This is a genomic window from Jeotgalibaca sp. MA1X17-3 (genome assembly GCF_021513155.1).
Classification (GTDB): domain Bacteria; phylum Bacillota; class Bacilli; order Lactobacillales; family Aerococcaceae; genus Jeotgalibaca.
Genome location: NZ_CP090983.1, coordinates 1,910,960 through 1,930,061, shown reverse-complemented (window position 1 = coordinate 1,930,061; position 19,102 = coordinate 1,910,960). Strand labels below are relative to the sequence as shown.

Annotated in this window: 16 protein-coding genes; 11 read left to right on the top strand and 5 right to left on the bottom strand. The window is 34.4% G+C overall.

The features are described 5' to 3' along the window. Positions 1–68: 68 nt before the first annotated feature. The 6 genes from LZ578_RS09685 to LZ578_RS09660 all read left to right on the top strand — a co-directional run bounded on the left by LZ578_RS09685 (position 69) and on the right by LZ578_RS09660 (position 10,147). On the top strand, positions 69–1,490 hold the full coding sequence (locus tag LZ578_RS09685) for a lipopolysaccharide biosynthesis protein (RefSeq protein WP_235144981.1): 1,422 nt from the start codon (positions 69–71) through the stop codon (positions 1,488–1,490). Between the two features lie 212 nt (positions 1,491–1,702). Then, a complete protein-coding gene (locus tag LZ578_RS09680; RefSeq protein WP_235144980.1) occupies positions 1,703–4,516 on the top strand; it encodes an N-acetylmuramoyl-L-alanine amidase in 2,814 nt (937 codons plus the stop codon). Between the two features lie 213 nt (positions 4,517–4,729). Next, on the top strand, positions 4,730–6,748 hold the full coding sequence (locus LZ578_RS09675) for a glucosaminidase domain-containing protein (protein WP_235144979.1): 2,019 nt from the start codon (positions 4,730–4,732) through the stop codon (positions 6,746–6,748). 130 nt (positions 6,749–6,878) lie between these two features. Next, positions 6,879–8,711, top strand: a complete 1,833-nt coding sequence (locus LZ578_RS09670; protein WP_235144978.1) for an alkaline phosphatase family protein — start codon at positions 6,879–6,881, stop codon at positions 8,709–8,711. 112 nt (positions 8,712–8,823) lie between these two features. Continuing rightward, positions 8,824–9,771, top strand: coding sequence for a glycosyltransferase family 2 protein (locus LZ578_RS09665; protein WP_235146445.1), 948 nt, complete (start codon positions 8,824–8,826; stop codon positions 9,769–9,771). Beyond that, positions 9,764–10,147 carry a GtrA family protein gene (locus LZ578_RS09660; RefSeq protein WP_235144977.1) on the top strand — a complete coding sequence of 128 codons (384 nt, stop codon included), beginning with the start codon at positions 9,764–9,766 and terminating at the stop codon, positions 10,145–10,147. The genes LZ578_RS09665 and LZ578_RS09660 overlap by 8 nt, the downstream gene beginning before the upstream one ends. Positions 10,148–10,516: 369 nt before the next feature. Here the strand turns inward: LZ578_RS09660 and LZ578_RS09655 are convergent, their stop codons facing one another. Next, the gene (locus LZ578_RS09655; protein ID WP_235144976.1) at positions 10,517–11,422 is read right to left on the bottom strand and encodes a nuclease-related domain-containing protein; all 906 of its coding nucleotides are present in this window, start codon (positions 11,420–11,422) and stop codon (positions 10,517–10,519) included. 211 nt (positions 11,423–11,633) lie between these two features. On the opposite strand from LZ578_RS09655, the gene LZ578_RS09650 reads away from it, so the two are divergent. The 4 genes from LZ578_RS09650 (at position 11,634) to LZ578_RS09635 (ending at position 15,808) form a co-directional block, all read left to right on the top strand. Then, positions 11,634–13,436: a glycoside hydrolase family 13 protein gene (locus tag LZ578_RS09650; protein WP_235144975.1), complete on the top strand. Its 1,803-nt coding sequence runs from the start codon at positions 11,634–11,636 to the stop codon at positions 13,434–13,436. 151 nt (positions 13,437–13,587) lie between these two features. Next, positions 13,588–14,814, top strand: a complete 1,227-nt coding sequence (locus tag LZ578_RS09645) for an ATP/GTP-binding protein (RefSeq protein WP_235144974.1) — start codon at positions 13,588–13,590, stop codon at positions 14,812–14,814. Further along, entirely contained in the window at positions 14,801–15,412 is a 612-nt protein-coding gene (locus LZ578_RS09640) for an RloB family protein (protein WP_235144973.1), read from the top strand. The genes LZ578_RS09645 and LZ578_RS09640 overlap by 14 nt, the downstream gene beginning before the upstream one ends. 141 nt (positions 15,413–15,553) lie before the next feature. Then, positions 15,554–15,808 carry a hypothetical protein gene (locus tag LZ578_RS09635; protein ID WP_235144972.1) on the top strand — a complete coding sequence of 85 codons (255 nt, stop codon included), beginning with the start codon at positions 15,554–15,556 and terminating at the stop codon, positions 15,806–15,808. A gap of 59 nt (positions 15,809–15,867) precedes the next feature. On the opposite strand, the gene LZ578_RS09625 is transcribed toward LZ578_RS09635, so the two are convergent. The 4 genes from LZ578_RS09625 to LZ578_RS09610 all read right to left on the bottom strand — a co-directional run bounded on the left by LZ578_RS09625 (position 15,868) and on the right by LZ578_RS09610 (position 17,751). Next, on the bottom strand, positions 15,868–16,551 hold the full coding sequence (locus tag LZ578_RS09625) for a LysM peptidoglycan-binding domain-containing protein (protein ID WP_311198575.1): 684 nt from the start codon (positions 16,549–16,551) through the stop codon (positions 15,868–15,870). 71 nt (positions 16,552–16,622) lie between these two features. Further along, on the bottom strand, positions 16,623–16,853 hold the full coding sequence (locus tag LZ578_RS09620) for a DUF2922 domain-containing protein (RefSeq protein ID WP_235144971.1): 231 nt from the start codon (positions 16,851–16,853) through the stop codon (positions 16,623–16,625). 58 nt (positions 16,854–16,911) lie between these two features. After that, a complete protein-coding gene (locus LZ578_RS09615) occupies positions 16,912–17,118 on the bottom strand; it encodes a hypothetical protein (RefSeq protein WP_235144970.1) in 207 nt (68 codons plus the stop codon). Between the two features lie 87 nt (positions 17,119–17,205). Next, complete coding sequence (locus tag LZ578_RS09610; protein ID WP_235144969.1) at positions 17,206–17,751, bottom strand: sigma-70 family RNA polymerase sigma factor; 546 nt, start codon at positions 17,749–17,751, stop codon at positions 17,206–17,208. A gap of 300 nt (positions 17,752–18,051) precedes the next feature. Here LZ578_RS09610 and LZ578_RS09605 point away from each other — a divergent pair, with 300 nt between their 5' ends. Further along, entirely contained in the window at positions 18,052–19,050 is a 999-nt protein-coding gene (locus LZ578_RS09605) for a competence protein ComK (RefSeq protein WP_235144968.1), read from the top strand. Positions 19,051–19,102 lie beyond the last annotated feature (52 nt).

Below are 19,102 nucleotides of genomic sequence, written 5' to 3'. Positions count from 1 at the left end.
CCAAATAAAAATGGTAGAATACTTCTATTAAGCTTTTTACTTATGTATATAAATGAGGTGTAATCCAATTGTCTTCCAATGAATTTCGTACGGGAATGTTTTTTAGTGCGATGGGTAAATATTCCAATGTCATTATTCAACTGGCTGTAAACGCAGTGCTTTCTCGTATTTTGACTCCTGCTGATTATGGAGTAGTATCGATTGTTCAAATTTTTATCGAATTTTTTAATTTACTTGCTGATATGGGATTTGGACCAGCAATTATTCAAAATAAAAAATTAAGTGATACCGATGTCCAAATTATTTTTAAATTTTCAATTATGTTTGCTACAGCACTCTCAGTTATTTTTATGTTTTTAGGTTATCCTGTTAGTATTTTTTATGATAATCCAGTGTATGTACCGATCTTCTTTATTCTTGGGATTTCCGTTTTCTTCTTTGCGATGTTAGTCGTACCAAAAGCTGTTATCCAAAAAAGGAAAGATTTTAAAACAGTTAATACGATTTTAATTTTTACAGGAATTATTAAAGGGATTGTCTCTATTATTCTTGCGTTGATGGGGCTAAAATATTATGCGATTATTTTAGGGAGTTTAGTTCAAGCAATGATGAACTTCACTTTTTATTATAGTAAAACCAGAATATCTCCAAAAGTTAAATTTTCAATGGAGCCGATTAAAAAAATCTGGGCCTTTTCAAGGAATCAATTTTCGTTTAATTTTATTAACTACTTTTCTCGTAATTTTGATAGTATTTTAATTGGGCGAGTTTTTACAGAGGGAGCCCTTGGTTACTATAATAAATCGTATCAATTATCCTTATATCCAAATCAGATTCTTGCTGGGATTATTACACCTGTAATTCAACCAATTATGTCAGAGTACGAACAACAAATTGATGTTATAAAAGATACTTATTTAAAAATTACGCGAATTTTAGCGAATATAGGTGTTCCACTTTCTGTATTTTGTTATTTTGCTGGACGAGAAATTATTCTCTTTATTTTTGGTGGTCAATGGGAAGCAAGTGTTCCTGCGTTTCAATTTTTAGCCGTATCGATTTGGCTACAAATGATAGCCAGTTCTACAGGAGCTTTCTACCAGTCAACAAATCGTACTGATTTATTACTATTTTCAGGAATACAATCAATGATTTTGAATGTTGCTGCAATTGCATACGGAGTATATTTAGGAAGTATAGAAACGGTTGCTATTATGGTGGTTCTTTCATTCACTACTAATTTTCTAGTTAATAACTACTTATTAATGTATAAAATATTTGGATCTACCTTTAAAGAATTATTCAAAGAGCTAACAAAACCGTTTATTACTGGATCTCTTCAACTAATAGTTTTTTTGTTATTACCAGAGCTACCTTTTAATATTTTTTATAGTTTAATGTTGAAGGGACTTATTTTTGTCTTGATTTTTGTAATTGGTTTAATCGTAACAGGTCAAATGAAAGAGATGTTGAGGGTAATCAAAAAATAATAGAGTAAGAAAAAGGCTTAGAATAAACATTCTAAGCCTCTTTTTTTACGAGTGAAAATAATGGATTCTGTATCATTCATTTTTTCAAAAAGATAAACGACACTCAATTGTGACAGAAATCAAACATCGTATTTAATTAGTCTAAAGAATATATTTCTATGTTAAACTATTGTAGTGATTATATGAATAATTAGTGGAGGTACATGCTTAATATGAAAATGAAAAAAATGGCAGCTCTTTTAAGTGCTGTTATGCTCGGTGTAAACGTTGCGTTGCCAATTCCTGTTGCTCTTGCTTCTGAAGTAGATACAGTTTTGAGTGAACAACTCATTGAAAATACGGAGGATTTATCTTATGAATCCATTCAATATGATGGAACCGTACAAACTATTTCTTTAGCAGAAAATCTAGAACTTCAACTTTTAAATTGGAAAGATGAATTAAAAGAAGTCATCGTTGCGACTGTAACTAGCAAAAATGCTGAAGGTACTCTTTCAACAAAAGAAATCGAGTTAAAAATTCAAGATAAAGAAGTCGTTGAATATAAAATAGATGGAGATCAAACGATACATTTAGCCATTGAAGAAGCAGTAACTTTTGAAACTAAAACAAATACTCCTGAATTCACAGTGGAAGAATTTGTATCTATAGAACAAAATGAAAATGATACTTCAAAAGAACAAGCAGTTATCCTAGATGATCAAGGAATTATTCTTAAACGAGAAGAACGTTACCAATTTATAAAAATTGTAGAAAATGAACGAGCTATTATTACAGAAGAAGAATATATCTCTATAAATAATACTGAAGAAGAAACAGAAGAAATTATTGAAGAAGTCGAAGATGAGATTGAAGAACCAAATGAAGATCAAGAAATTGATGTTGAAAAAGAAGAGGCAGATCCTGAGAAAACAGAAACTTCTGTCATTGAAGAAGATAAAGTAGATACAGAAGTTCAAGAAGAAACAACAATAAATAGCAGTATGGCAATATTAGAAAGTGCCAGAGCAATTCCCAATGCTCCTAATGTTGTTTACTCCACTCATATTGAAAAGTACGGATGGTCGCTTGACGCCGAAAATGGAGAATATTCAGGAACACAAGGGGAAGCTAAACGATTAGAATCTATAAAGATCCAAATAAAAGGAATCAAAAATTTAGGTATAGCTTATTCAACTCATATTGAGAAAAAAGGTTGGACTAATTTTGTAGCAGACGGACAGATGAGTGGAACCGTTGGAGAAGCGAAACGACTGGAAGCTGTCAAAGTTCAATTAACGGGTACCCAAGCAAAAAATTATGATGTCTATTATCGTGTACATGCACAAAGTTATGGTTGGTTAGGTTGGACCAAAAATGGTGAACCTTCTGGAACAGAAGGTCATGCGAAACGTTTAGAAGCAATTGAAATTATGATTGTAGAAAAAGGAAGTAATGCTCCTGGTAGTACAACAAATAGCTTCGTAAAAGGTGACGCTGCTAAACCAAGTACACCTGCAAAAGACTTGGAGCTTTCGTACAGTTCTTTTGTAAATGGATTGGGTTGGCAAAAACCTGTTACAAATGGTGCGTTTACTGGAACAGAAGGAGTTAAGAAAAGCTTAGAAGCTATTCGAATTGGTATTGAGAATGTTTCCGGCTTAAATGTTCGTTATTCATCTCATATGCAAGGTTATGGATGGATGGATTGGGTAAATGGTGCCGGAATAAGTGGTCTTCCTAGCCAGAACAAACGACTAGAAGCAGTGAAAATAGAACTAACCGGTGTAAATGCTAAAAAATATGATATCTATTATCGTGTTCATGTAGAAAAATTCGGATGGTTAGGTTGGGCTAAAAATGGTCAATCAGCTGGTTCAGAAGGATACGGATATCATGCAGAAGCGTTAGAAGTGAAGGTCGTTGCAAAAAACTCTTCTTTTAATCGGGGAGGAGCAGCTTTTAAAATGAAAGATTCGGCATCCATCATCTATTCTACACATATTGAAAAGGTAGGTTGGTCTGCTGATTCAAAAGATGGAAAAATGAGTGGTACTCAGGAACGTTCACTACGTATGGAGGCTTTAAAAGTCTCTTTAAAAACCAATCAATACTCTGGTGGAGTTACGTACAAAACACATGTAGAAAAAAATGGATGGATGAATGAAGTATCAAATGGTGCAATTAGCGGTACTACTGGACAAGCGAAACGTGTTGAAGCTATTCAGTTGAACCTTACCGGTGAAATGGCACAACACTATGATATTTATTACCGTAGCTATGCTCAAACATACGGATGGTTAGGCTGGGCTAAAAATGGTATGTCTTCTGGAACCGAAGGAATGGGTAAACGTCTAGAAGGTTTGGAAATAAAATTGGTTGAAAAAGGTTTACCGGCTCCTGCAGTGATTGCTACAAAAGCATTCAAAAAAGCAGAACCTGCTCCGAAAAAGAAAGTAATTTTCTTGGATCCTGGTCATGGTGGTGCTGATGGAGGAACGTCTCATGGTGGATATGACGAAAAAGATATCAACCTACAGCTTTCCTTTATAGTGAAAACTGATTTAGAAAAAGCAGGATATACAGTAATTATGTCTCGAACATCTGATATTTTTATCGATCATAAAGTAGGTCGATCTGAAATGGCAAACAAATCTGGTGCCGATATTTTTATTAGTCTCCATCAAAATTCAATGCCTTTTAATTCAAATGTAAATGGAATTGAGACTTTCTATTATGAATATGATCCAAATTGGCAACCAGAAATAAATGGAGCGATGCATAATGATCCAACTCGTGTAAAAGAAAGTGGGAACTTAGCACACAGTGTTCAAAATTCATTAATTAGTGCTACGGGAGCTTATAATCGAAAAGTACAGCGAGAAACTTTTGCCGTATTAAGAGAAACAGCTATTCCTGCTATTTTAGTAGAGTTTGGCTTTATGAGTAATCCAACAGAGCTAAATAAACTAAAAACAGATAGTTATCAGAGATTGCTTTCTAAAGCACTTACGAATGGTGTAAATACATACTTTAAAAATAAGTAATCGATTATCTTCTTTATTTGAGTCTTTTTGGCTTAAATAGAGAAGTTTTTTATTTTGATACTCTAAAAGATTAAAACAATGTTACAGAATTGTGAACATTGTTTATTACGGTTCTATTACAAGTACTTGTTTTTTTCATAAATATTTCTAAAGTATATTATAATTTTCATTGTGACTATCATTTTTATAATATGAAGGAGGACACTTCACTCAATGAAAAAAAGGAAAAAAATTCTCTCGTCCATTAGCCTATTACTTATGACTACTAACTTAGTTGCCCATTCTGTTACACCTGCATTTGCAACTGAACTTCCTTCATCAAAAAACTCTCAAAAAGAAGAGTCCTTAGATAAAGATACGATTCAAGATTTTAGTGAATCAGCTGAAGTAGAGTCAACTATTCCTTCTACAGAGGAAGAAGATTTAGATATACCAGTAGTTGAAGAAGATATGGAACAACCGGTGCAGGAAGAAGATCAGGATTTTTCTAATCCTACACCAGAAGTAGATGAAGAAACAGATAATAAAGTAGAAGAAGAACTTATAGAAATACCAATTATAGAAGAAACAGATGAAGATGAAATTATAGAATCAAAAGAAACTGAAGAAGAGATAGAAGGATCAGAAGAATTATCAGAAGAAATACCTGAAAAAGTCGAACAAACTGAAGAAGTAGAAGAAATAATTCCAGAAGAATTTCAAGGTCTTGAAGAATATAACCAAAGTGAGATCTATGATTTGGCTATGCAAATAATGGAAGATGATTTACAATCTAAATCTGGTCGTTCCCTTATGATGCGAAGTTTTTCAACTGGTATGCCTCACGTAGATTCATTTTTTGAATCAATTGTTCCACTTGCTATCGAAGATAGTATTCAGTCCGGTGTTTTACCATCGATTACCATCGCTCAAGGAGCTTTAGAATCCGCATGGGGACTAAGTGGTTTAACCAAAAGTGCAAATAATTTATTTGGAATCAAAAGTTCCAATGATTGGAACGGAAAAGTACATAATATTATCACACAAGAGTATATGCCTGCTAAATATGACTCCAAAGGAAATATCATTGCTAAAGCATATTGGTATAACGTTGTTGCAGGATTTCGAATGTATAACAATTGGTTAGAAAGTGTAAATGATCATGGTAAATTCTTTACGAGTACTGAATGGAGAAAAAATAATTATAAACATGTAATTGGTGAAAAGGATTATCGTAAAGCAGCACAAGCATTGCTTGATTCAGGATATGCAACTGATCCTGGATATGCTAATAAATTAATCGCTATAATTGATAACTACGGACTTTATAAATATGATGAAGTTCCTGTTTTAACTAGTAAATACCATGTACAGAAAAAAGGTTGGTTAAGTAAAAGTGGTTCCTCTTTAACTTTAGGGAATGCTGAAGAAGGGTTACGAGTAGAAGATTTACGTCTTAACTTTCCACAGAATAATGATATAGGAATTCAATTTAGCTCACACATTCAAAAAACTGGATGGACTAGTTGGGTTGGAGAAGGAAATACTGCAGGAAATACTGGAAAAAGCTTACGAATGGAAGCTATAAAAATGAAGCTTTCTGGCGAAGCGGCTAAAAATTATGATATTTTCTACCGAGTATATTCTGATACAGTAGGTTGGTCTGGCTGGGCTAAAAATGGAAATGCAGCTGGAACAGAAGCATATGCTAGAGGAATAGAATCGATTGAAATTAAAATAGCTTGGAAAGGTGATAATCCGGTAACGGTATCTGATTCCGCATTTAAAGTTTTTACAGAACCACATGTTAATTATCGTACTCATCTTCAATATGACGGCTGGATTACAACTGTAAAAGATGGAGCACTTTCAGGAACAACTGGAAAAGGCAGACGTTTAGAGGCTTTAGAAGTTTATCTTTCCTCTACACCTTACGCAGGCTCTATTCAGTATCAAACCCACGTTCAAAAGTATGGTTGGATGGATAAAGTATCCAATGGTGCTACCAGTGGAACAAATGGAGAAGCGAAGCGAGTAGAAGCTATAAAGCTTAACTTAACAGATGTAATGGCTCAAGAATATGATATTTACTATCGTACGCACATTCAAACATACGGTTGGACAGGTTGGGCTAAAAATGGTCAACCATCCGGTTCAGAAGGACTAGGAAGACGTATGGAAGCTATGCAAATTAAATTAGTAAAAAAAGGTAAACAAGCACCAGGATCCACAGCGAATTCATTTTATAAATAATAAAGAGAAGCCGTCTCGGTTGAGATGGCTTTTTTTGGTGGATGAAATTCCTAAAGCTTAAGTTGATAAATTATAATTTTTGAGGTAAATTAACAGAAGTCTCATATATGAAAGGAATTTTTAAAATACAGTGAATAATATAATTAAAAACAAATGGATGCAATGTACATTAACGTTAATAATTGGTTTTGCAGCTTCTTTTCTAGGTGTCTTTTTATTGCAGTATTTTCATTTTCAATTAGATTTTGAAAAAACGATTGAATTTATTAGTAATCAAACACGTTTGAATTTTATGGAAGCTGGAATTGTTTTTTTAGTTTTCTTATGGAGTTATTTTTTGTCAGGGTCAAGATGGTTGTCTTCATTTATGATTATCTTATTTTCTTTTATTTTAGGAATAGCATCTCAACAAAAATTATTATATAGAGGAGAGCCTTTATATCCATCAGATGCTTATTTTTTGAAAGATTTTCGTTTTCTACTGACTATGGTTGATGCAGGAATCCTAACAGCAATGGCTACTATTCTGGTGCTTCTTACTGCAGCGATTGTTTATTTTGTTAAAAAAAGAAAGAAAGAGAAAATCAGTAAAAATTGGTTCATTGTTAGAATGGCCGGATTTGTCATTATTTCTTTTGCTCTTTTTTATGTTTATCAATTTAATCAACCAGGAAATAAAATAAAAGCTGCTTTTACAAATAGAGTAAGTTGGATATCATACAGTCAAGAAAGAAATTATACTGAAAATGGAGTAGTTTCAGGGCTAATGTATAACTTCAAAGCTCCTGCAGTTGATAAACCTGAAAATTATAGTAAGGCTACTATTCAAGCTGTGTATGAAAAATATAATCAAGAAGCTGAAAAAATCAATCAGGAACGAAATAATAGTTTAGAAGATGTCAATATCATTTATGTAATGAGTGAGACCTTTTCTGATTTACAAAAGATAGAAGGATTAACGATATCAAAAGATTCTATTCCAAAATTTAGAGAGTTGACGAAGAATAGTCTATCGGGCGAAGTTCTTTCTCAAGGATATGGTGGTGGTACAGCAAACATTGAATTTGAAGCTTTAACAGGTATCTCTTTAGAACCATTATCTTCTAATATTACAACGCCTTTTATTCAATTGAGTAACCAAATGTCAAAACTTCCATCTGTTATGGATTACATGGCTGAAACGAATCATCAGCTCACTGCCATTCATCCTTATAATACAACGATGTATAAACGTCTAGAAAATTATCAAGCTTTAGGATTTGATTCCTATATCTTTCAAGATGATATGAAGTATACAGAGCGTATTGATGAGAATACTTATATTTCTGATGAAGCCGCTCATATGGAAGTGATGGATGTTTTGAAGGAATCAGATGGAAAAGACTTTGTTCATCTGGTGACCATGCAAAATCATAAGCCATTTGTTCATAAATATGAAGAGGTAGAGTATGAAGTAGAAGGCGCTCCTTATAACTTGGAAGTTGCGAATTACGCACAAGGACTACAGTATAGTGATGACGCTCTTCAAACATTTTTAGATGAACTAGATGAGTTTAATGAAAAAACAATTGTAGTTTTTTGGGGCGATCATTTACCTTCATTTTATGGAGATGAACTTTTTAATTTAAATGGACATGTTACGATGCATGAAACCCCGTTGTTATTTTATTCTAATTTCACAGAAAATGTTGAGGATTTAGGAACGATTAGTCCTATTTACTTTATCAATCATTTATTAGAAATGACCAATACGCCAGTTAAACCATTCTCTGCACTGCTTCACAATATGGAAGCAGTCCTACCAGCAATGGAAAAGGGGTTTTACTTAGAAAGAGGATCCGAATTAAAAAATGATAGAGAAGAATTGAATTCTGAAACACAAGAAATTTTAGAAGATTATGATATGATTTTATACGATCTTACAACTGGAAAAAACTATAGTAAGGAACTAGGTTTTTATTAATCAATATCATCCAGCTGCCAAATTTATTGGCAGCTTTTTTCTTTGTTTATATGTTAAGATTATCTCATAGAATAAGGACTATACATTGGAGTTGAGTGCGTTGCAAAAGGATTTGATATCGATTGTCATTCCTTGTTTTAATGAGGAAGAAATGTTACCTCTTTTTTACAAAGAAATGAAGACCATTATGGACGGCACGGAAATAGTAGATTTTGAATTGATTTTTGTAAATGATGGATCATCTGATCAAACACTCGCCATGCTACGAGAACTCTCTTATTACGATGAACGAACACGCTACTTATCTTTTTCTCGTAATTTTGGGAAAGAAGCCGCGATCTATGCGGGTTTGGAGCATTCAAAGGGTGATTTTGTAGCGGTGATGGATGCAGATTTACAAGACCCACCGATGTTGCTACCCGTTATGTATAAAACCCTAAAAACAAAAGAGTATGATTGCATCGGAACGAAGCGGGTTGACCGCAATGGGGAACCTAAAGTACGATCGTTTTTTGCTAAGAGTTTCTACAAAATAATGAATCGAATATCTGATAACCAAATAGTGGAGGGTGCTCGGGACTATCGCTTAATGACTCGACGGATGGTGGATGCCGTATTAGAAATGACCGAATACAATCGTTTCTCCAAAGGTATCTTTACTTGGGTAGGTTTCGAAACAAAGTACATTGAATACAGCAATGTGGAGCGACCGGCTGGGAATACATCTTGGTCCTTTTGGCAGCTGTTTAAATACTCGTTAGATGGGATTGTTGCGTTTAGCGAAGTTCCTTTAGCAATCGCTAGCTTCATGGGAATTCTATCCTTTGGTATTGCGATTCTGTTAGCGTTGTTCTTTACGATTCGTACTCTGATTTTAGGGAATCCGACAAGCGGTTGGACTTCCTTAATGGTAATGATTCTAGGAATGGGTGGTTTACAGCTACTTTCTCTAGGTATCATTGGCAAGTATTTAGGAAAGACCTTCTTAGAAACGAAGAAGCGCCCGATTTATATTTTGAAAGAAACGGATGAAGATCAAGAGGATTCTGAGAATGAATAAATTGCTCCAGCAGATTATCAAATTTGGTTTAATAGGGGTAGTTGCTACACTAATTGATTTTGGAGTACTAACCGCGCTCACTGAGTTGTTCGGAGTCCACTATCTAGTTTCTGCAGCGTTTGGATTTTTAGTTGCGAATGTATTTAACTATCTTTTCAGTATGCGCTACGTTTTCCAAAGCCGATTTACCAAGGAAGAGCGACACAAAGAGTTTTTGCTATTCGTTTTGCTTTCTGTCTTTGGATTACTATTTAATCAGCTGTTTATGTGGCTATTTGTAGAAGTTGTTGGCCTTTATTATTTGATTGGAAAAGTGTTAGCCACTGGATTTGTGATGCTATGGAACTTTATCTCACGAAAACTATGGATAGAATAGGAAAAGACGTCTCGGCATAGTGCCTGGACGTCTTTTTGGTGTGATTAGGACAGGTATGAGGGAGCGTCATACGTTCTTTGTCCTAATTGAATAGTAATCGGACAAAGACTAACGAATAGATTTTTTTGTGTCTAAATAACTAGTAATAATCAAGGAAAATAGTTATTTAGAGAGGGAATTAGGACAAAGAGTATCTGGATAAATAATCTATGTCTTAATACAAAATAAAACTCTATATTTATAGGCTAGATAAGACAATTAAGACAGAGAAGTTCGTAGAGAAGGACTTCTTGTCCTAATTGATTCTGATTAAGACAAAGAATAACGAAATAATGTATGAGTGTCCTAATCGACATGGACTAATCATAATTATTGATAATAAGCCCCTTTCGTAGCACCTTTTACCTGGTAATAGCGAGTCAACACTCTTTGAATCGACTTTTTGCTGAACATTTTGGCACACCACAGGTAAATGGCCTGAGTAGTTACTTTTTTATCTGGAAACAGTAAACGAAACTCATCGATACAGCGAATCAGTTCCTGCGTATTGGTACTTTGATACCCACAATTAGCACAGCTACAATATTTCTGCTTGATATGGATGGCAGGCGAGCTACACTGAGGGCACAAAATACCTTTTTGTAAATCATCATAGGTAAATACGGGGATGTTTCGTTTTCCATTGTCTTCCAGATGCATTTCGAGTAAAGTGTTTGCTAATTTTTTATGAGCGGTCGATATTTTACTAGAAATCGTACTTAAATTCCTTAAATAAGCTGGAATTTGTGTAGGTAGTAAAATACTGGAAACCAGTGGAGCCTGTAATAAAGTGAACTCGTTATGAATATAAAGGACTTTAGATTCAATGGGATAGGAGCATCCTTTTTCTTGTAACACTCGAGTTAGGTAATCTTGTTTTCGTTCTAAATAAAGTTCTGGATTACTTCTTAAATAATTCGGTTTTTGGTAAAGATCTTTTCCTTCCATAAAGAAGTCTCCTTCATAATTCTTTACTTCCAATAAGTAAATTTTGAATGCGGTAATAATCAACGAGTCAATCTGAAAGGAGGAGCTGTTGTAAGGTAGCTCCAAATCATTCAAGATCAAGCAGTCACATTCTAAGTTTTCTAACATCGTATCTAATAACTGTTCTCCTTCGAATCCTTTTTTCTGATTATGATATTTCCAGTAATCACTTTGGGAAAATTGCATCCTTCCTGCAAGGCACTCTAAAATAGTAATTGATTTTGATTTTACTCTCGCTTTATAGATCATAGTCGTCCTCCTTTTTCCTCCTACTGCTAAAGTGCGCAACAACTGCTCGATTGCGTTAATTTATCAGGTAACTTTTAGAAGAGGAGTGGAGAGATGGCTTTCCTATAAGAATATAAGCAAAACACTTGAATTCCTTTGTAACTCTGTGTAGTATAGACAATTGTATCAAGACGAGACGCAATTAGTTTTTATATATAAGTGAGGAGATTTTATGGAAAAATCAGCAATTTATCATCGTCCCGAGAGTGAATATTGTTATATCTATTCACCGGGACACGTTCATGTTCGCCTACGTACGAAAAAAGGGGACGTAGACAAAGTAAACTTTATTCAAGGGGATCCTTTTAATTTACATTTAAAAAATTGGCATTTAAACGAAAGCCCGATGGAGCATTTGGCTTCAACTGATTTACATGACTATTGGTTAATGGATACGGACGAGTATGTAAAACGCATGTCATACGGATTTCATATTTATGGAAAAGATGGCAGCGATGTTTTGTACAATGACAAAGGGGTATTTCCGTATGAGGAAGAGCATCTAAATAATTCAGGTCCTTACTTCCGCTTGCCTTATTTTCATGAAACCGATCGTTTTAAGGCGCCAGATTGGGTCAAGAAAACGATTTGGTATCAAATTTTCCCAGAACGTTTTAAAAATGGGAATCCAGAAAATGATCCAGAAAACACGTTGGAATGGGATAGTAAAGCAGAATTAACTACGACTGACTTTTATGGTGGAGATCTGGAAGGGATTATTCAGAAACTAGATTATTTAGAAGAGTTAGGAATCAATGGGATCTATATGACGCCTATTTTCCAAGCTCCATCGAATCATAAATACGACACGACTGATTACTACCAAATCGATTCTGCTTTTGGGGATAAAGAATTATTCAAGCAGTTTGTTGACGAGGTTCATCGTCGTGGTATGCGAATTATGTTGGATGCGGTATTTAATCATATCGGAGCACATTCCAGTCAGTGGAACGATGTAGCCGAATATCAAGAAGATTCTAAATACCGTGACTGGTTCCATATCCGTGAATTCCCTGTTCCAAAAGCGACAGATATTCAGGCAAAAGGATTGGAGTACAATGCACATGCGGAAGACTTACCGTATGAAACGTATGCTTATGTTCCGATGATGCCTAAAATCAATACTCATCACGAAGAAGTGCAAGAGTATTTACTAGATATCGCTACGTATTGGATTAAAGAATTCGATATTGATGGTTGGCGTTTGGACGTTGCCAATGAAGTAGATCATAGTTTCTGGAAGAAATTCAATCAACGCTGCTTGAGTGTAAAACCAGATTTTTATATTTTAGGTGAAATTTGGACTTCTTCACGTAGTTGGTTAAATGGGGATGAGTTCCATGGAGTGATGAATTATTCGTTAGTGGGGAACATTACCGACTTTTTTGTTGGGAAAAAATCAACGCCTACAGAATTAGCGTACCTTTTAAATGAGCAACTAACGTTATACCGGAAACAAACGCAAGAAACGATGTTCAATATGTTGGACTCTCATGATACTGCGCGCATTTTGACAATGACAAATGGTGATAAAGATTTAGTGAAATCGACAATGGCCTTCATGTTCTTGATGCATGGCTCTCCTTGCATTTATTATGGAACAGAAGTGGGGATGGCAGGAGGAGCGGATCCACAATGTCGTCGTTGTATGGTTTGGGAAGAAGAAAAGCAGGACCATGACATGCTTACGTTCACGAAGGACTTAATTCAGTTTCGTAAAGATTACCAGCCGTTACTGAGTTATGGTAATTTGAAATGGAATCTTTTATTGGATGAGGAAAATGTAGTAGGGCTCAAACGAGAACTGGGTGACGATTTGATGTTGGCTTACTTTAATCAAGGGGAGAAATCCTTTGAGTTGGCACAAGCAGATAATCAAAAGACTTTGTTGAGTCATTTATCGACTACGACATCTGAAAAAACAATGATTGAACCAAATGGCTTTACCATTCTTTGGGAAAAACAAGCCAAATAGAATGAAAACAACAAATTTGGTAAAAGTAAAATAAATAAAGGAAACGCATTTTAATTGCGTACTTTACAAAAATAGAGTGATTCAAGTGCTAGTTGACTTGAATCACTTTTTCTTTGGGCTATGCTATACTTTCTTTAAAAGGGGTGGCATCATGCTGATAGAACTTGTGGTAGAGAATTTTTATTCTTTTCAAGAAGAGTCTGTTTTTTCGATGGTTGCTAGTTCAATTCCAGAACATCCAGGAACCGTAGCGCAAACCAATATTTTTCCAATTTGTAAAGTTAGTGCCATATATGGAGCAAATGCAAGTGGCAAAAGTAATCTGTTGAAATCCTTAGCGTTGATTCAAGAGGGAGTATTGTTAGAAAAGGGAATGGAACAAGAGTGGTTAGATAAAATAAAACCATTTCATTTGGATGCAAAGATGGAATTGGAAGATACGTTACTAGAAACCAGTTTTATTTTAGAAGGAGTCCTCTATCGGTATGGTTTTTATGTGAATCGCTCCGAAATCATAGAAGAATATCTTTATGAAGAAGGCGCAAAATCCATTCCTTACTTTCGTCGCACAAAAGAAGAAGGCATGGTAGAAGGTACGTGGCTTTCTTTTGTTGACTCCGATAAACTAGTCTCCAATCGTTTACTACTAGCGGACTTATTTAGGAACCTAACAGAACTCCCGGTTATTTCTTTTATGAAAGCTTGGTTTAAAAGTATACAGATTATTATGGATACGAATGCTGTTAGCCTAACCAATTTAATAGCCAAGCTTCATTTAAAAAAATATAAACATAACTTACTAGAAATTCTTCAAGTTGCAGATCCGTCTATTCATGATTTAATCATACGTAAAAATTATGATTCTAAAACAGGAATAAAAACAGAACGCTTTTTCGTAATCAAATTAAAAAAACAATTAGATGGGAGCTTGAAACCATTTCAAGAAGGATTTCTCTTTCATGATGTAGAGTCGGCTGGAACCGTCAAGCTACTAGCAGTCGCTGGTCCCATTATCGAAGCGTTAGAAACCGGTAGTTTGTTACTTATTGATGAAATGGATCAAAGTTTCCATCCGATGATGACTTGTTATGTACTGGATTTATTTCGTGGAGAATTTAACCAAAAAGGGGCACAATTAGTATTTTCAACCCATGATATTTCTAACTTAAGAAGTGATTTGTTTCGGAGGGACCAAGTGTGGTTTGTCGAAAAGAAAAAGAATGGCAGGAGTGAATTAACTTCTTTAGTTGAATTTCAATTCGATGAGCACGAACGCAAAAATAGTTTTCAGTTTTATCAAAACTATCTTAATGGAAAGTATGGAGCGATTCCCTTTGTGCCTCCTACAGATTGGTGGGTAGACAATGCCGAGGAATAAGCAGAAGAAAAAAGATTATCAACGAAAAGTAGCTACTCGACTGCCGAAGAAAACCTTTTTAATTGTCTGTGAAGGAACCAAGACAGAACCAAATTATTTTCGCAGTTTTCCTGTTTTATCAGCAAAAGTTGAAATTGTAGGAACTGGACGGAATACGTTATCACTTGTTCGATATGCGGAAGGTATTTTACAACAACGTCAAGATCAGTTTGATGAAGTTTGGTTAGTATTTGACAAAGACTCTTTTTCAGCCGACAGTTTTAATCAAGCAATCAACTATTGTCAAACTCATTACCAAGAAGGGTTTCGAGTTGCTTATAGTAATGAAGCTTTTGAATTGTGGTATGTCTTACATTATCAATTAATAACCAGGCCGATTAGTCGATATCGTTATTCAAGTATTCTCACTAAAAAAATGGGTTTTCGTTATAAAAAAAATATTCCTCATTTATATCGTTTATTGAAAGAAAGACAACCAATGGCTCTTAAAAATGCAAAAATTCTATATCAAAACCGAAGCCACTCTCCTGCCAAAGACAATCCTTCAACGACTGTTTTTCAGCTTGTAGAGGAATTGAATCGTCATATAATAGATTAGGTTCATGAGTAAGTAAACAGGCTTAAAAGACGAGTATGACTAGCATAGGTTTGATTAAATATAGCTAGCAAAATAAATAAAAATAATAGAGAGGTTCTGCGTACTTTATAGGTAGACTCTCAAAAAAGAGGAGGTATATTCATGTACACCAATGAATTTTTAGCAATGGATTTTACAGAGGAAGGAAAAGGTGTGGTCTTTCACTATTTGAACGAATCATACATTGCGGAGGAATATATCTTTGAAGAGAAAGAGGATACAACGCATTTTTATATGTGTTGTTTACGTTTTTTTGAAGCAGTAGAATTTGGTTCTCCAGTGGAAAAACAAAAACTATTCCGTGAATTCCTAGATACGAATTTTTTGAACCTAACCTATTCTCGACATACGTATTAAAACAATTAAAAAAAGCTAGGACTTTTGCCCCAGCCTTTTCTCCCGCTCTCTTTTCTAATTTACAAGGCTTTCACTTTCAGAACTTGTCCAATTAGAATTAAATCTGATTTTAAATGATTCAATGCTTTTAATTCTGCGACCGTCATGTGATGCTTTCTAGAAAGAGCCCAAAGAGTGTCTCCTCTGACTACTAGATGTAATAAGTAAGTAGGGGCCTTTGCTGCTTCAATATCTTTTTTAAACTGAGTCATACTTACTCCCCAACTAGCTAAATAATCATCGGGATCTACATGATCTGTGCCACCTAAATAACGAGAAATCCATGCATGGGTTTTGATTCCAGGTGATGTTAAAGAAGTTCCGCTATTTAATGTGCAAGGAAGGTTAGCTTCTTGAGCTAATTGACGCAATAACCATACGTAAGCAGCATAATCTTTTTGGAATTGTGTTCGGTTATTTGTCCGGGCTAATTCTACTTGAGCATAGGCATAAGGATTCGCTTTAGGTCCAGCACCCCATTGAATTTTACCAGTTTTAGCAATTTGAACAATTTTTCCTCCTGCTCCTACCCAATGTGAAACGAAAGCATTGGAGTAGTTGCGTTTCATATAAGCAATTTCATTATTCAAACTATTTGTACCAACGTTATTAGGATTTCCTGATTCGTGAGCAATAATGAATAGAGATTTATAAAGGTCCGCTTGATAAATATTTAAGAGACTTTTTTCGATTGGATATGACATAAGCATTCTCCTCTTTAAAATAATGTTTTAAAAAAAGACCAGGAATAATCCCGGCCTTCATAGAATCATTTTTATTCAGCAGCAAATACGTCAGTAACGGTGCGTTCTACATAACGTGCGCTACCTAGAGCTGCATAAGGATTGATCCCTTTGATTTCAAAAGCATTTAGACCGATGATGGTTTCCATTGCCGGCTGAACATTTTCTGATGTTAACCCTGATTTAGGATTTTTGATCGTCAGATTTTTAATTTTTCCATCAGCAGTACCGAATTTCATTTCTAGTGTTAAAGTTGTGTCCATTATTAATTCCTCCTTGGTTTATGTTTATAAAAGTTAAGCTAGTTGTAATGAAGCTATGTTAGGCTTTCAAATAACGATGTTTTTCGACGACGATAACATCTGCAGCTGGTAGCTTAATTAAGCTGGAAACCGCATCTTGGAAACTTCCGATTTGTTCTGGTGTTACGTTTTCTTTTAGACTAGAGAAACTTTGTTTTACTTCCTTTTCATTCTCAAAATCATTAAAGTACAGTTCTACGTTTGCTTGCTCCCATTGTTTTAACATTATGCATTCCTCCTAGTGTTTTTGTAGTTGTCATGACCGCCTACACTTATAACAACGAATTGACTTTCAAAAGTGTTACCTTATTTATTAATAAATATTCTTTTCTCGTAAAAAAGATGCTTTTTCTTGTAAGTTATTTCGCCACTGATGAACTGTTTTTCTTGATACACCATGCTTTTTGGCAATTTCAGTAATGGTTAGGCCAAGATAAAAACGTTCTTGTAAAAAAAGTAGTTCTCGAGTGGTTAAACAATGAATTAGTTGTCTTACTTGTTCTTGGAATTCTAACTCTACTTCAAAGTATTCAAAAGAGGGAACATGTTCTAGCTGTTCTTGCGAGTCAAATTCTGTTCGCTCGGTGTGAATTTTTTCTTTGCGCTTCTCATCTAAAAAGGCCCAGCGTAATTTTTGACCACTATATTTTACAAACTGGTACCGATGTTCTTCAGATAAGGGATCCTCTGAACAGCTTTGATAAGCCTCAAATAGTTTCATGCAGCCAGTTTGATAGAAATCCTCAAAGTCAGGGGAGGGTTTATAAATTCCAGTTTGTTTCATTGCTTGATAAATAACCCCATTATATTGGGATAATAGTTGATTCATAGTTGGTTCAGTAAGCGTTCTCATTGTCATCGATTCCTTTCCGGGTGATGGTAGTGTGAAGTTACTGAGATCTCAGTTTTTTTCGGATAATATTATCGTCCAAAATATACTCAGGAAAACAGTTTTCTACAAATCACTAAAAGGATTAGAAAAGAAGCGGAAAGGAATCAAATATGTTTTCTTGTCATGAAAAGGGATAAATATAGCAAAAAAACTTAAAAATTTCCCATAATAGATAAAGTTTTAAATAGTGTGAAATAATGAACAAAAACTAATGTAAAAAGTGAGAAATATTGGTATATTATTCATAATAAAAAGAGGAGGTATTTAATGAGAAACGATTCAGAAGCAGAAAATCAAATGGAAAAAGACTCACCTCAACTACTCAACAAAGAGAAACAAGAAAAATTAACCAGAGAAAAGATTCTAATTCCAGAAAATGAAGGCGCTTACTATTATGATTCAAGAGAAATGATGGTTCATAAAATTCAAGAAAGTTATTTAAACTCACAAGGATACTCAGAAACACGGCACGCTATTATTCCCTTTATTATTCGAGGACGAGAAGATGTTCAGCTTTATTTAGACGCTGCAGTTTATGCGGAGGAGATTCCAATTGATTCTGGTCTTTTTTGTATTATTCATATTCCAGAATATAATATTAGTAGTTGCTTTCAAACACTAGCTTTCTATCAAGATGGACTTATTTTAAAATCAAACGAAAGCAGTAATTCTGTTACAAACCGTATTTTTTCTAAGTTAGGTTTAAAGTATGAGCATATGCGCAACCTCATTAGTATTTTAGAAGGGAAAACTTGTCATTGTCAGCCTTATATTTATGGTAATGCATGTTTTATGCCAGTCAATGGACCTAGTAAACAAGCTGTTTCTTGGATTAACCTCAGTCATCTAATTGGATATGAAAAAGTTCCGAAAGAAAATGAAAAAATTAAATTATTTTTTGATAACCGACATACGTTTAATATGCATATTCGTTACAAAACCTTTGATAAAAACTTGCGCTCTGCAGTAGAATCCTATTCCAAACAACATCACTATTATTTTAAAATTAGTCATGCTTTGGGGTATGAAGTTGTGAAAAAACAGACCTTCAATCCAGATAGTATTCTCAATCAGCAAGTAGTTAAATATGAATCCAATAAATATGCTTTGCCTTGGGTAGAGTGGTTTGATCATGTACAAAAATTTTCATTAAAGACTTTTTTAAAAGAACAAATTATCAAAGAAAATCCTGCTTACGATGATATAAAAGAATCATTTAATCAAAATTATTTTTTAATAAAAAAGAAAAAAAGAATGCATGACTAGAGATGGTCACTTATTCTAAAAATGGTTATTATTTGTTATTTATCTAATACTC